Consider the following 12,468-nt stretch of genomic DNA (forward strand, 5'->3'; position numbering starts at 1 on the left):
CTCCGGCGCGCCTGCGCGCCCTCAACAAAGGAAAACAGCGATCAGTGGCCGCCGAGATAGCTCAGCAGGCGACCCTGGGAGATGCAGCCCTGATAGGCGCCGGCGGCGTCCACGACCGGCACGGGCGCACTGGCGCGGGCCACGGTGCCGAAGATGTCCCTGATCGGCGTGTCCGCCGTGATCGGGGTTTCGCGACCGGGCCTATAGGTGATCTGCGCATCCCGCTGGGCGATGTCGCCGGCCTTGAGGATGCGGCTGGCGTCGAAGCCGTTGAAGAAGGTGCGCACGTAGTCGTTGGCCGGCTGGCACAGCAACTGGCGCGGGGTACCGATCTGCACCACCCGGCCGCCTTCCATGATGGCGATGCGATGGCCGATGCGGACCGCTTCCTCGATGTCGTGGGAGATGAAGATGATGGTGCGGTCCTGTTGCTGCTGCAGCTTGATCAGCTCGCCCTGCATCTCGTGGCGGATCAGCGGATCGAGGGCCGAGAAGGCTTCGTCCATCAGCAGGATGGCTGGATCGTTGGCCAGCGCCCGGGCCAGGCCCACGCGCTGCTGCATGCCACCGGAGAGCTGGTGCGGATAGCAGTTTTCCTGGCCGGCCAGGCCGACCTGGCGCAGCGCGGTGACAGAGCGGCTGTTGCGCTCCTTTTCGGCGACGCCGCTGATCTGCAGACCGAAGCCGACGTTGTCCAGCACCGTCATATGCGGCATCAGGGCGAAGGACTGGAACACCATGCCCATGTCCTTGCGGCGGACCTGCAACAGGTCCTTGTCACTGAGGCCGGTGATTTCCCGGCCGTTGAGGAAGATGGTGCCAGCGGTGGGTTCGATGAGGCGATTGAACAGCCGCACCATGGTCGACTTGCCCGAGCCGGACAGTCCCATGATCACGAAGATCTCGCCGCGCATGACCGAGAAGCTGGCGTCGAAGACCCCGATGACCTGGCCGGTCTTCTCGAACACCTCCGCCTTGGAAGCCCCCGCCCTGACCAGTGCCATGGCGGTGTCCGCCTGAGAGCCGAACACCTTGTAGATGTTGCGGACCGAGATGATTTCGTCGGAGCGTGTCATGCCATGCCTCCTTCGCGCCCAGCACAGGCAGTCACCACCGCTGTGCAGTTCTGATTGATGAGAGATGCTGGGCAGAGGAAATGGGGGTCTGTCTTCACGACGGCGGTCCCTTCTTGTTGTTCTGGTGGCCCTCGGAACGGGGCTTTTCAGCAAATCTATAAGCTGACCCCGGGCAAATCCAACAACATTTCCAGCCCTGATTTGATAACGTCACGTTATGATTTCGCTGAGCGCGCCAGAGGTGTCGCCGTGAAATATGCCTGGCGTCTCCAAAGGCTCCAAGGTCGCGCGGCCATGGCCAATACTGTTTGTCCGCCCCTTTTCCGTCCGTCGAGAGTTGCGATGTCCAAAGCCGTCGATCCCGATACGCTGCTGCTGAAAATGCCTTCGTTGCGCGCGGTGAAGGCCTTTGTCGCGGCGGCCAAGTACGCAAGTTTCACCCGCGCCGCCGAGGCGCTGTGCGTGTCCCAGGCGGCGATCAGTCGACAGATCCGCGAGTTGGAGGGCTATCTCGGGGCTCAGTTGTTCAGCCGGGTCGGGCGCGCGGTGGCGCTGACCCCGGCGGGCGAACTGTTCTTCGATGCGGCCCAGTTATCCTTCGTCAACATCGCCCAGGCCGCCGAACGCATCCGCAGCAACCAGACCGCCCGGCACATGCTCACCCTGTGCTGCTCGCCGGCGTTCTCGGCACTGTGGTTGTCCCAGCACCTGCCGGATTTCTTCGCCAGCCACCCCGAGATCGAACTGAATCTGGTCACCACCCAGAATTTCCTGGCCATGGAGCCGGGGGTGCAGCCGGACGCCTTCATCACCAAGATGCCCAAGGTGCGCGACGGCTATCGCAGCACGGCGCTGTTCCACGACATCATCTATCCGGTGTGCTCTCCGCTGTATCTCGAACGCCATCCGCAGATCCGCACCCTCGAAGGGGTACGCGACGCGGCCCTGCTCAACCTCAGTCCCTACGGTCGCTCCCAGGTGGCCGAGCACGTCGACTGGGGCGTCTGGCTGGCCTTCCAGGGCATCGATCTGGACGAGCGTCCGGCCGGGCGTCCGCCGCTGTTCAATGCCAACGACTACAACCTGATCATCGGCATGGTGCTGACGCACCAGGGCATCAGCCTGGGCTGGAATCACCTGGTGGCGGCGCTGCTGGAACAGGGCCAGCTGGTGCGGCCGATCCAGGAGCAGGTAGTCCTGCGCAACAGCCGCCACTACCTGTCGATCCGCGAGGAAATGGAAGACAGCGAGGCGGTGCGGCGCTTCCAGCAGTGGCTGCTCGGCCGTCTCGGCCGGGCGCCCGCCTGACCTGCGGTTATCCTTTGCCCGGCGAAAAAGTCGTTGGAGCCAGCGCCCGACCCTGACTCATTGTCTGTTGCCGGCCAACCTCGGCAGCCAACAACAAGGGAGTCCGCGGATGTCGCCCTACGCCTTTTGCCAAGCCCTCACCCTCGACCAGGTACCGCGCCCTAGCCGGGCCATCCTGCAGAAGAGCCTGCTGGACATCCTCGGCACCCTGGCCGTGGCGGTGTCCAATGCCACCGGTCAGACGCTCTATGGCTATGCGCGCAAGCACTATCCCGGTGGCGAATTCATGAGCCGCCTGCCTTTCGATGGCACCCCGGTGAATCTGCTGGGCGCGGCTTGGGCGGGAGGGTTCACCGCCGACAGCCTGGACGCCCACGAGGGGCACTTCACCTCCAAGGGCCATGCCGCACCGCGGTCCCGGCACTGCTGGCGCTGGCCGATGCCCTGCACGCCCAGGGCCGCCGTATCAGCGGCCGCGACCTGCCCGAAGCCCTCTGCCTCGGCTACGAAACCGGCCCGCGCGCTGTACAGCGATCCCGAGGTCTGTCGCCAGGACCTCGAACGACTCTGGCATCGCGACTGGATCTTCGCCGGCCACACCTTCGAGATCGCCAAGCCCAGCCAGTATCTCACTCTGCAGATCGGCGACTACCCGGTGGCGGTGATGCGCCGCAAGGACGGTCAGGTGCGGGCCTTCCATAACGCCTGTCGCCGTCGCGGTGCCAAGGTCTGCGAGCGCGAGCAGGGCAAGGTTGCCAAGCGGGTCTGCCCCTATCACAGGTGGACCTACGAACCGGACGGCAGCCTGCTGTTCGCCGGCAAGGTGAACGCTGATTTCGACAGGACCCTGGTCGCTGGCGACATGATGGGCGGCGGTTCTCCCGCCAAGTGGGAACGCGGCTTTGGGCTAGGATGGGCCCGAGGCAAGGAGCGGGGCGGTAGGACGTGATCGATTCGAGAACCTTTGGCAGCGGTATCCAGGGCAAGAACTACCTGCAGTTGCAGTCGACGCGGCCGCGGCCGGAATTTTCCCGGCTGGTCGGCTTCATCCTGCTTGATCACTTTTCCCTGCCGTCCTTCACCCAGGCGCTGGATACCCTGGTCACCGCCAACCTGCTGGCCGCCGGGACCTTCGCTACCCGGACCTACAGCCCGACCGGCGCCGAGGTGCTCAGTGACCTCGGCATCGTCATCCGTCCGGACGGCGACTACCGCGCCGCGGAGAGCGCCCGCTTCGATCTGCTGGTGGTCTGTGGTGGCCTGCGGACGCCGCTGGAGCTGGACCCGCGGCTCAAGGCGCTGCTGCTGCGCGCGGCCAAGCAGCAGGTGACCCTCTGCGGCCTGTGGAACGGCGCCTGGCAACTGGGTCAGGCCGGGATGCTGGACGGCTATCGCTGCGCCATCCATCCCGAGCAGCGCAGCGCCTTCAGCGAACGGGTGCGCGGTTGCAAGACCTCCGCGGAAAGCCATGTGCTGGATCGCGATCGCCTCACCGCGGCCAGTCCCAGCGGCGCCTTCCATCTCTTTCTCGAATGGATCGGCGCCCAGTGCGGCAGCGCCCTGGCCGATGGCCTGGTCAACATTCTGGCCTTCGAGGAGTCGCGCTTTCGCCAGGTCAATCCGACGCTCAAGGTGCAGATGACCCCGCCATTGCGCGAGGTGGTGACCCTGATGGAGGCCAACATCGAGGAGCCCCTCACCATCGAGCAACTGTGCGACTACGCCGGCCGCTCGCGGCGCCAGGTCGAGCGGCTGTTTCGCGAGCAGCTCGATACCGCGCCCATGCGTTATTACCTGGAGCTCCGCATCACCGAGGGCCGCCGCCTGCTGCAGCATTCCACCCTGTCGGTGCTGGAGGTGGCGGTGGCCTGCGGCTTCACCTCGGTCACCCACTTCAGCAAGAGATATTCGGCCTACTTCGGCTATCCGCCGTCCAAGGAGCGGCGGTTGAAGTACTGAGCCGCCTGGCGCTGCGCTTGGGGCAAAGCGCAGAGGGCGCGCCCCAGAGCGTTTCGTCGGCGCACAGGAACGGCTGCCTGCCGTCCCGCTCGAAGCCTTATCCCGGCGCGACACGGCTTGCCTGACGCGGCGACGGATAACCTGATGACCTACCGAGCGAGGATGTCCCATGACTGACCCACGTAACGTCGCCCACGACAAGAAAGTGCAGCAGGAAAAGAAGCATCAGGGCGAGGACATCGCACCCGATGCCGAGCACGCGCCGCAACCGGGCAAGAAACCCGCGCTCAAGGACCACGACGAGCAGGCCGACGACAAAGCCTGACCCTCTGCCAGCCTCGCAGCACGCGAGGCCTCCCGGTGCTGACGACCGTCAGTATCGCACCTTCCCGCCAGAGTCAGCTGCCCGATGCCAGCGCCGGCTCCGGCTGCCGGGGCCGCTCCGCCGCATTCAGGCACAGCAAGCCCGCCAGGGCGAACAGCAGGCCGAGCAGCATGCCCGGCGCCAGCGGCTCGTCGAAACAGGCCCAGGCCCACAGCAGCGCCACTGGCGGACTCAGGTAGAGCGCGCCACTCACCGCCTGGGGGCTGCCCTGGCGCAGGCACAGCCAGTAGAGGCCGAAGCCGAGCAGGGTCGGGATCAACAACCAGAGCACCGCCAGGGCGAAGCCGAGGGTCAGCGGTGGGGTCAGCGGACCTTCCACCCCGGCCACCCCCAGCATGACCAGACTGCTGGCCGCCAGCTGGATGAACAGCTGCGTCCGCAACGCCAGTCGGCTCGGCGGCACGCGACTCTGCACCAGGGTCGCCAGCGCCAGGGCCAGGGCGCTGCCCAGCGGCAGGGCGTAGGCCCAGCCGGGGGCCACGCCCAGTCCCACGCCCGCGCCGGTGGCCAGCAGGACGCCCGTCAGGCCCAGGCCCAGGCCGAGCCACTGGCGCCCGTTGGTGCGCTGGCCCGGCAGCAGGCAGCAACCCAGGGCCACCAGCAGCGGCGACAGATCCGACAGCAGCGCCGCCAGCCCGGGTGAGACGCCCAGTTCGATGGCCTTGGCGGCCGGCCCTGCCGCTCCGGCGAAGGCCAGCACGCCGATGCCCGCCTGCTGGCCGATGATCTTCAGCGGCAATCGCCGCACCTCGGCCCAGGCGAAGGGCAGCAGCAGCACGGCGGCCAGCAGCAGGCGCCAGAAGGTCACCAGCAGGGTAGGGGCCTGGTCCGCTGCGTAGCGATAACCAACGAAACCGGCGCTCCAGCACAGCACCAGGGCGAGCTGGCGCAGCAGCGGGGAAGACAGGATGGCAGGCATGGCCGGGCTCCAGATGACGGGATGCCTTGAGCCTGGCCCAGGGTAGTAATACACTCAAACGACATTATCGGTAGCGATGGTTCGATAAAAACGCATCATGCCTGCACCTCTCGATATCGACGTCCTGCGTACCTTCCACACCATCGTGCGGCTGGGGCAGTTTCGCGCCGCCTCCTTGCAGCTCAATCGCAGTCCTTCGACGGTGAGCAGCCAGATCCGCCGACTGGAGGAGCAGACCGGCGGCCGGCTGTTCGAGCGCGACAACCAGGCGGTGACCCTGACCCCGCTCGGGCGCCGCGTGCTGCTGGAGACCGCCGACCTGCTGCAGGCCCATGACCGCATCCTCGCCGGTCTCACCGGCCAGCCGGTGGTGGGCGAGGTGCGCCTGGGCGTGGCCGAGGACTATGCCGCCCGCCTGCTCAAGGCCGTGCTGCCGCGCTTGCAGGGCGAGCATCCCGGGATCGTCCTGCAGGTGCTGACCGGCAACAGCAGCCAGCTCCGGCGCTGGCTCGGCCAGGGACTGCTGGACCTGGCGCTGCTGGTGGGACCGCCCCGCACCGATCGGGCGGACGGCCAGAGGTTCGGCCATACCCAGCCGGTGTGGGTCGCCGGTCCCGGGCTGCAACTGAGCCCGAACGCCAGCGTGCCCCTGGCGCTGCACGGCGAAGGCTGCAGCTATCGCGAACTGGGCATCGACCTGCTGATCCGCCAGGGCCGGCGCTGGCATGCGGTGGTGACCAGCGCCGCCTCTTCGGCATTGGAAGCGGCGGTCGAACTGGGCCAGGCCGTGGCCATCACCGACCGGGCGCGCATGACCCCGCCGATGCGTGAACTGAAGCCGGAGGAGGGCTTTGCGCAACTGCCGGTGCACGAGCTGCGGCTGGCCTCGCCGCCCGGTGAGCGCAGCCCCGCCTGCGCCTCTCTGGCCGGGCTGATCGCCGAGGACTTTCGCCTCTAGCCAGGCGGCGCGAGGTTTGACCGGGCGACCGTGCAGCCACTAAGGTGCCGACCCTGGCGCGCGACCTGCCGCCTGTCGATTCGTCGTTCCGCCTGGAACGGACACCTCCCGAGACCACTCGGACCCTCTGCGACCGCCTGAGCTGTTGCCTCCCGAGATACCCGGGATCGGCCCCTACATCCGGCCCGCTACCGCCGCTCCTGTCCGCTTTTTCTGGAATATCCCGCTGTCATGACTGCCCCACCCGCCATCCCTCGTCTCATCTATCTGCTGGCCCTGACCATCTTCGCGCTGACCACCGCCGAATTCATGGTGGCCGGCATGATGCCGGCGCTGGCCGCCGATCTCGGCGTCTCCATCGGCCAGATCGGCTATCTGATTTCCTGGTATGCCCTGGGCATGGCCCTGGGCGGCCCGCCGCTGACCCTGTTGCTGCTGGCCCTGCGCTTGGCGGAAAAATCGGCGCTGCTGTGGCTGCTGACGCTCTATCTGGTAGGCGCCGTGGTCGCCGCACTGGCGGCCAGCTATCCGGTGATGGCGGCGGGGCGGGTGCTCATGGGCATCGCCAGCTCCGCCAGCATCGGCCTGTGCCTGACCCTGGGCGCCAACCTGGTCACGCCGGATCGCCGCGGCCGGGCGGCCTCGCTGATCCTGTCCGGCCTCATGCTGGCGCCGGTATTCGGAGTGCCGGGCACGGTGCTGATCGAGCAACTGGCCGGCTGGCGCGCCAGCTTCTGGGCGGTCGCCCTGCTGGCGGCCTGCTGCACCCTGCTGGTCGGCCTGTGCGTGCCGCGCACGCCGGCGCGCGTGGCCGGGCAGTTGGGCGGTGAACTGCGCACCCTGGTCAGCGCCCGGCTCTGGGCGGCCTACCTCACCAGCGGCCTGATCATCGGCGCGACCTTCGCCGGTTTCAGCTACTTCTCGCCCATCCTCATCCAGGTGACGGGCTTCGCGTCCACCACCATTCCCTGGTTGCTGATGGGGTACGGCCTCGCCAACGTGCTGGGCAATCTGCTGGTGGGCCGCCTGGCCGATCGCTACACCCTCAAGGTGCAGGGCGTCGGGCTGGCGGTGCTGGCGCTGGGCTTCGCCCTGTTCGTCAGCTGCGCCGAGAATGCCGCGGCCAGCCTCCTGGCCCTGGCGCTGATCGGCCTGACCGGAGTGGCGCTCAACCCGGCCATGGTCGCCCGGGTCATGGCCGCGGCCACCCCGGGGCCCCTGGTCAACACCCTGCATACCTCGGTGATCACCGCGGGCCTGGCAGTGGGGGCCTGGGCCGGCGGCGCGGCCATCGATGCCGGCCAGGGCCTGCGCGCGCCCCTGTGGGTTGGCCTGGGAATGGCGCTGCTGGGTGTGCTGAGCCTGGTGCCCAGCCTGGTGCAGCGGCTGACCCTGGCGCCGCCGCCCGCGAGTCGCTGCTAGCGCCTGGCAGCTGGCCGCGCCAGGCTGCCGCCGCGCTGCCAGGGGTTTTGCCCGCGAAAGGCTCTACGACGGTCCTTTCGGGAGGATCGTGCGTGCTGTCTTCGCTGTAGCCTGACTGTCATCTCTGCCTGGCATGTTGCCTTTCGAACAGGAAGGCGCGATTTCGCGCCTTCGATCCTCAGGCTATCGATAAGGGCGGCACAGACATGCAGGCTTCGCTTCGCGGTATGACGTTGGGATTGGTACTCGGGCTGGTGAGTAGCGGCCCGGTGTGGGCGGCGACGCCCATTCCCTTCTGGCATTCAATGGATGCGGAGCTTGGCAAGGAGGTCGATTCCCTGGCCCAGCGCTTCAACCAGGCGCACCCGGAATTCCAGGTACAGCCGGTGTACAAGGGTGACTACGAGCAGAATCTGGCCGCTGGCATCGCGGCCTTCCGGACCGGCAAGCCGCCGGCCATTCTGCAGGTCTACGAGGTGGGCACCGCGACCATGATGGCCTCCCGGGCCATCGAGCCGGTCTACCAGGTGTTCAAGGACGCGGGCCTGAAGCTGGATGAAGCGGGCTTCGTACCCACCGTCGCCAGCTACTACAGCGACGCCAAGACCGGTCAACTGCTGTCCATGCCGTTCAACAGTTCCACCCCGGTGCTCTACTACAACAAGGCCGCCTTCAAGCAGGCCGGCCTCGATCCGGAAGCGCCGCCCAAGACCTGGAAGGACCTGGCGGAGGACAGCGCCAAGCTGCGCGCCGCCGGTCTCAAGTGCGGCTACACCAGCGGTTGGCAGAGCTGGGTGCAGCTGGAAAACTTCAGCGCCTGGAACGGCCTGCCCTTCGCCAGCCGGGACAACGGCTACCTGGGGACCGATGCCGTGCTGGACTTCAACCAGGCGCCCCAGGTCAAGCACATCGCCCTGTTGCAGGAGATGGGCAAGCGCGGTGACTTCACCTACGTCGGCCGCAAGGACGAACCCACGGAGAAGTTCTACAACGGCGACTGCGCCATGCTGACCACCTCGTCCGGCTCGCTGGCCAACATCCGCCACTACGCCAAGTTCGACTTCGGCGTGGCCATGATGCCCTACGACGGCGACCTCAAGGGCGCTCCCCAGAACGCCATCATCGGCGGCGCCAGCCTCTGGGTGTTCAAGGGTCAGGATGCCGCGGTGAAGCGCGGCGTGGCCGAATTCCTCGCCTTCCTGGCGCAGCCGGAGATCGCCGCCGAATGGCACCAGCAGACCGGCTACCTGCCGATCACCAAGGCGGCCTACGACCTGACCCGCGAGCAGGGCTTCTACAGCAAGAATCCGGGGGCGGACATCGCCACCCGGCAGATGCTGAACAAGCCGCCACTGGCCTTCACCAAGGGCCTGCGCCTGGGCAACATGCCGCAGATCCGCGCGGTGATCGACGAAGAGCTGGAAAGCGTCTGGACCGGCAAGCAGGCCCCGCAACAGGCGCTGGATACTGCCGTGCAGCGCGGCAACGTGCTGTTGCGCCGCTTCGAGAAATCCACCCAGTAAGCCTGGGGTCCGCCCTGGCGGCGCCTGCCGACGAGTGCCGGCGCCGCTCCTCTTTTCGCGACGATGCGTGCGCCCATGTCCACATCCCGTCAGGTCTTTCCTTCCGGCTGGCTGCCCTATGCGCTGCTCGCGCCGCAGCTGGCGATCACCGCCGTGTTCTTTCTCTGGCCCGCCGGCAAGACGCTCTGGTACTCGTTGCAGAGCGTCGATCCCTTCGGCCTGTCCAGCCAGTTCGTCGGCCTCGACAACTTCCGTCAGCTGTTCCAGGACCCGCTGTATCTGGCCTCCTTCTGGACCACCCTGACCTTCAGCGCCCTGGTGACCGGCTGCGGCCTGCTGGTGTCCCTGGTCCTCGCGGCCCTGGTCGATCTGGTGGTGCGTGGCAGCCGGATCTACCAGACCCTGCTGCTGCTGCCCTATGCGGTGGCCCCGGCCATCGCCGCGGTGTTGTGGATCTTTCTGTTCAACCCCGGTCTCGGTCTGCTCACCCTGTTGCTGGAGCGCTACGGCTATCACTGGAACCACGCCCAGAATGCCGGTCAGGCGCTGTTCCTGGTGGTGCTCGCTTCGGTGTGGAAGCAGATCAGCTACAACTTCCTGTTCTTCTTCGCCGCGCTGCAATCCATCCCGCGCTCGCTGCTGGAAGCTGCCGCCATCGACGGCGCCGGGCCGCTGCGCCGCTTCCTGCAGCTGTCGCTGCCGCTGATCGCGCCGGTCAGCTTCTTCCTGCTGGTGGTCAACCTGGTCTACGCCTTCTTCGACACCTTTCCGGTGATCGACGCGGCCACCGGCGGCGGGCCGGTGCAGGCCACCACCACCCTGATCTACAAGATCTATCGCGAGGGCTTCACCGGACTCGATCTCGCCGCCTCCGCCGCCCAGTCGGTGGTGCTGATGCTGCTGGTTATCGTGCTCACGGTGGTGCAATTCCGCTACGTCGAACGCCGGGTGCGCTATCAATGATCGAGAATCGTCGCGGGCTGACGCTGCTGTGCCACCTGATGCTGGTACTGGGCATCGGCGTCATCCTCTTTCCGCTCTATGTGGCCTTTGTGGCCGCCACCCTCGACGACCGGGCGGTGTTCGCCACGCCCATGAGCCTGATTCCGGGGCGCCATCTCTGGGACAACCTCAGCCTGATCTGGACCCAGGGCGTGAGCAACAGCACCGCACCCTTCTGGCTGCTGCTGCTCAACAGCTTCCTGATGGCGCTGGGCATCACCCTGGGCAAGCTGTCGGTCTCCATCCTCTCGGCCTTCGCCATCGTCTGGTTCCGCTTTCCGCTGCGCACCCTGGCTTTCTGGCTGATCTTCATCACCCTGATGCTGCCGGTGGAGGTGCGCATCTTTCCCACCGTGGACACCATCGGCCACCTGGGAATGCTGGACAGCTACGCCGGTCTGACCCTGCCGCTGATAGCCTCGGCCACCGCCACCTTCCTGTTCCGCCAGTTCTTTCTGACGCTGCCCGAGGAGTTGCTCGAAGCGGCGCGCATCGATGGCGCCTCGCCGCTGCGCTTCTTCCGCGACATCGTCCTGCCGCTGTCGCGGACCAACCTGGCGGCGCTGTTCGTCATCACCTTCATCTACGGCTGGAACCAGTACCTCTGGCCGCTGCTGATCGTCAGCAACCCCGACCTCGGCACGGCCGTGGCGGGCATTCGCGGCATGCTCTCGCTCGGCGAGCGGGTGCCGCAATGGAACCAGGTGATGGCAGCCATGCTGCTCACCCTGATCCCGCCGGTGGCGGTGGTAATGGTCATGCAACGCGCCTTCGTGCGCGGTCTGGTGGATAGCGAAAAGTAACCATGGCAAACCTCGAACTCAGGACCGTTTCCAAGAGCTGGAACGGCGGCAAGACCCAGGTCATCCAGCCCCTCGATCTGCAGGTGGCGGATGGCGAATTCATCGTACTGGTGGGGCCTTCGGGCTGCGGCAAGTCCACCCTGCTGCGGCTGGTGGCCGGGCTGGAGCGGGTCAGCGCCGGCAGTATCCATATCGGTGGCCGGGACGTCACCGCGCTGGAACCCAAGGCGCGCGGCATCGCCATGGTGTTCCAGAACTACGCCCTCTATCCGCACATGAGCGTGGCCGAGAATCTGGCCTGGGGTCTCAAGATCGCCGGTCTCGGCCGTGCCGAGATCGCCACCCGGGTCAAGGAGGCGGCGCGCATCCTGGAGCTCGATGGCCTGCTCGAACGGCGGCCGCGAGAGCTGTCCGGCGGCCAGCGCCAGCGGGTGGCCATGGGCCGCGCCCTGGTGCGTGATCCGGCGGTGTTCCTGTTCGACGAGCCGCTCTCCAACCTGGACGCCAAGCTGCGGGTGCAGATGCGCCTGGAATTGCAGCAGCTGCACCAGCGGCTCAATACCACCAGCCTCTATGTCACCCATGACCAGGTGGAGGCCATGACCCTGGCCCAGCGCGTGGTGGTCATGCAGGCGGGGGTGGTCGAGCAGCTCGGCACCCCGGTGGAGGTCTACGAACGTCCGGCCACGCGCTTCGTCGCCAGCTTCATCGGCAGTCCGGCGATGAATCTGCTGGACGGCCAGGTCGACGCCGCTGGCAGCCACTGCGAAGTGCCGGGCGGTCTGCGCCTGCCGCTGGGACCGGGCTATCGCCATCTGGCCGGACGCCCGGTCTGCCTGGGCATCCGGCCCGAGCACCTGCAGCCCTGCAGCGTGTCGGAGCAGGGCCTGCCCCTGGTGGTCGGCACCCTGGAAATCCTTGGCGCCGACAACCTGGCGCATGGGCGCTGGGGCGAGCAGGCGCTGGTGGTGCGCCTGCCCCATCAGCAGCGGCCGGCGCCGGGCCACGTCCTGCAGCTACGCGCGCCGGAGGAGCACCTGCACCTGTTCGACGCCGCCTCCGGTCAGCGCCTCGATCCCCGGCGCTAGGCACGCCGGTCCGGTCAGGGCGCGG

General features: G+C 67.2%; 11 protein-coding genes and 1 pseudogene. 10 read left to right on the forward strand and 2 right to left on the reverse strand.

From position 1 onward, the window contains the following. Positions 1 to 41: 41 nt before the first annotated feature. On the reverse strand, positions 42 to 1,076 hold the full coding sequence (locus BGI51_RS12570) for a quaternary amine ABC transporter ATP-binding protein (RefSeq protein ID WP_187978540.1): 1,035 nt from the start codon (positions 1,074 to 1,076) through the stop codon (positions 42 to 44). A gap of 342 nt (positions 1,077 to 1,418) precedes the next feature. Here BGI51_RS12570 and BGI51_RS12575 point away from each other — a divergent pair, with 342 nt between their 5' ends. From BGI51_RS12575 to BGI51_RS12590, 4 genes and pseudogenes are all read left to right on the forward strand, one after another. Next, positions 1,419 to 2,384 (forward strand): LysR substrate-binding domain-containing protein, encoded by a 966-nt coding sequence (locus BGI51_RS12575; protein WP_059313811.1) that lies wholly within the window; start codon positions 1,419 to 1,421, stop codon positions 2,382 to 2,384. A 520-nt stretch (positions 2,385 to 2,904) separates the two neighbouring features. Next, positions 2,905 to 3,231 (forward strand): annotated as a pseudogene (locus BGI51_RS23880) (aromatic ring-hydroxylating oxygenase subunit alpha); the annotation flags it as partial. A 98-nt stretch (positions 3,232 to 3,329) separates the two neighbouring features. Beyond that, entirely contained in the window at positions 3,330 to 4,343 is a 1,014-nt protein-coding gene (locus tag BGI51_RS12585; protein ID WP_133862909.1) for a GlxA family transcriptional regulator, read from the forward strand. Between the two features lie 169 nt (positions 4,344 to 4,512). Beyond that, the gene (locus BGI51_RS12590) at positions 4,513 to 4,668 is read left to right on the forward strand and encodes a hypothetical protein (RefSeq protein WP_007162553.1); all 156 of its coding nucleotides are present in this window, start codon (positions 4,513 to 4,515) and stop codon (positions 4,666 to 4,668) included. A gap of 73 nt (positions 4,669 to 4,741) precedes the next feature. Here BGI51_RS12590 and BGI51_RS12595 read toward each other — a convergent pair whose 3' ends face one another. Next, positions 4,742 to 5,647 carry a DMT family transporter gene (locus BGI51_RS12595; RefSeq protein WP_187978541.1) on the reverse strand — a complete coding sequence of 302 codons (906 nt, stop codon included), beginning with the start codon at positions 5,645 to 5,647 and terminating at the stop codon, positions 4,742 to 4,744. 97 nt (positions 5,648 to 5,744) lie between these two features. Here BGI51_RS12595 and BGI51_RS12600 point away from each other — a divergent pair, with 97 nt between their 5' ends. From BGI51_RS12600 to BGI51_RS12625, 6 genes are all read left to right on the forward strand, one after another. Continuing rightward, the gene (locus tag BGI51_RS12600) at positions 5,745 to 6,605 is read left to right on the forward strand and encodes a LysR family transcriptional regulator (RefSeq protein WP_187978542.1); all 861 of its coding nucleotides are present in this window, start codon (positions 5,745 to 5,747) and stop codon (positions 6,603 to 6,605) included. A gap of 231 nt (positions 6,606 to 6,836) precedes the next feature. Next, positions 6,837 to 8,027: an MFS transporter gene (locus tag BGI51_RS12605; protein ID WP_187978543.1), complete on the forward strand. Its 1,191-nt coding sequence runs from the start codon at positions 6,837 to 6,839 to the stop codon at positions 8,025 to 8,027. A gap of 206 nt (positions 8,028 to 8,233) precedes the next feature. After that, complete coding sequence (gene ugpB / locus BGI51_RS12610) at positions 8,234 to 9,550, forward strand: sn-glycerol-3-phosphate ABC transporter substrate-binding protein UgpB (protein ID WP_133862913.1); 1,317 nt, start codon at positions 8,234 to 8,236, stop codon at positions 9,548 to 9,550. Positions 9,551 to 9,625: 75 nt separating this feature from the next. Next, positions 9,626 to 10,513: a sn-glycerol-3-phosphate ABC transporter permease UgpA gene (ugpA, locus tag BGI51_RS12615; RefSeq protein ID WP_187978544.1), complete on the forward strand. Its 888-nt coding sequence runs from the start codon at positions 9,626 to 9,628 to the stop codon at positions 10,511 to 10,513. Then, a complete protein-coding gene (gene ugpE / locus BGI51_RS12620) occupies positions 10,510 to 11,355 on the forward strand; it encodes a sn-glycerol-3-phosphate ABC transporter permease UgpE (RefSeq protein ID WP_187978545.1) in 846 nt (281 codons plus the stop codon). The genes ugpA and ugpE overlap by 4 nt, the downstream gene beginning before the upstream one ends. 2 nt (positions 11,356 to 11,357) lie before the next feature. Further along, positions 11,358 to 12,443, forward strand: coding sequence for a sn-glycerol-3-phosphate import ATP-binding protein UgpC (locus tag BGI51_RS12625; RefSeq protein ID WP_187978546.1), 1,086 nt, complete (start codon positions 11,358 to 11,360; stop codon positions 12,441 to 12,443). The last annotated feature ends 25 nt before the right edge of the window (positions 12,444 to 12,468 follow it).

It is taken from the genome of Pseudomonas oryzihabitans (genome assembly GCF_014522265.1).
In the GTDB taxonomy this organism is placed as follows: domain Bacteria; phylum Pseudomonadota; class Gammaproteobacteria; order Pseudomonadales; family Pseudomonadaceae; genus Chryseomonas; species Chryseomonas aestiva.

What these genes read in the sequence shown, in the direction of transcription:
- ugpB (WP_133862913.1), top strand. Translation starts at nt 8,234, where the DNA reads ATGCAGGCTTCGCTTCGCGGTATGACGTTGGGATTGGTACTCGGGCTG.
- BGI51_RS12605 (WP_187978543.1), top strand. Translation starts at nt 6,837, where the DNA reads ATGACTGCCCCACCCGCCATCCCTCGTCTCATCTATCTGCTGGCCCTG.
- BGI51_RS12575 (WP_059313811.1), top strand. Translation starts at nt 1,419, where the DNA reads ATGTCCAAAGCCGTCGATCCCGATACGCTGCTGCTGAAAATGCCTTCG.
- BGI51_RS12595 (WP_187978541.1), bottom strand. Translation starts at nt 5,647, where the DNA reads ATGCCTGCCATCCTGTCTTCCCCGCTGCTGCGCCAGCTCGCCCTGGTG.
- BGI51_RS12600 (WP_187978542.1), top strand. Translation starts at nt 5,745, where the DNA reads ATGCCTGCACCTCTCGATATCGACGTCCTGCGTACCTTCCACACCATC.
- BGI51_RS12590 (WP_007162553.1), top strand. Translation starts at nt 4,513, where the DNA reads ATGACTGACCCACGTAACGTCGCCCACGACAAGAAAGTGCAGCAGGAA.
- BGI51_RS12570 (WP_187978540.1), bottom strand. Translation starts at nt 1,076, where the DNA reads ATGACACGCTCCGACGAAATCATCTCGGTCCGCAACATCTACAAGGTG.
- BGI51_RS12625 (WP_187978546.1), top strand. Translation starts at nt 11,358, where the DNA reads ATGGCAAACCTCGAACTCAGGACCGTTTCCAAGAGCTGGAACGGCGGC.
- ugpA (WP_187978544.1), top strand. Translation starts at nt 9,626, where the DNA reads ATGTCCACATCCCGTCAGGTCTTTCCTTCCGGCTGGCTGCCCTATGCG.
- ugpE (WP_187978545.1), top strand. Translation starts at nt 10,510, where the DNA reads ATGATCGAGAATCGTCGCGGGCTGACGCTGCTGTGCCACCTGATGCTG.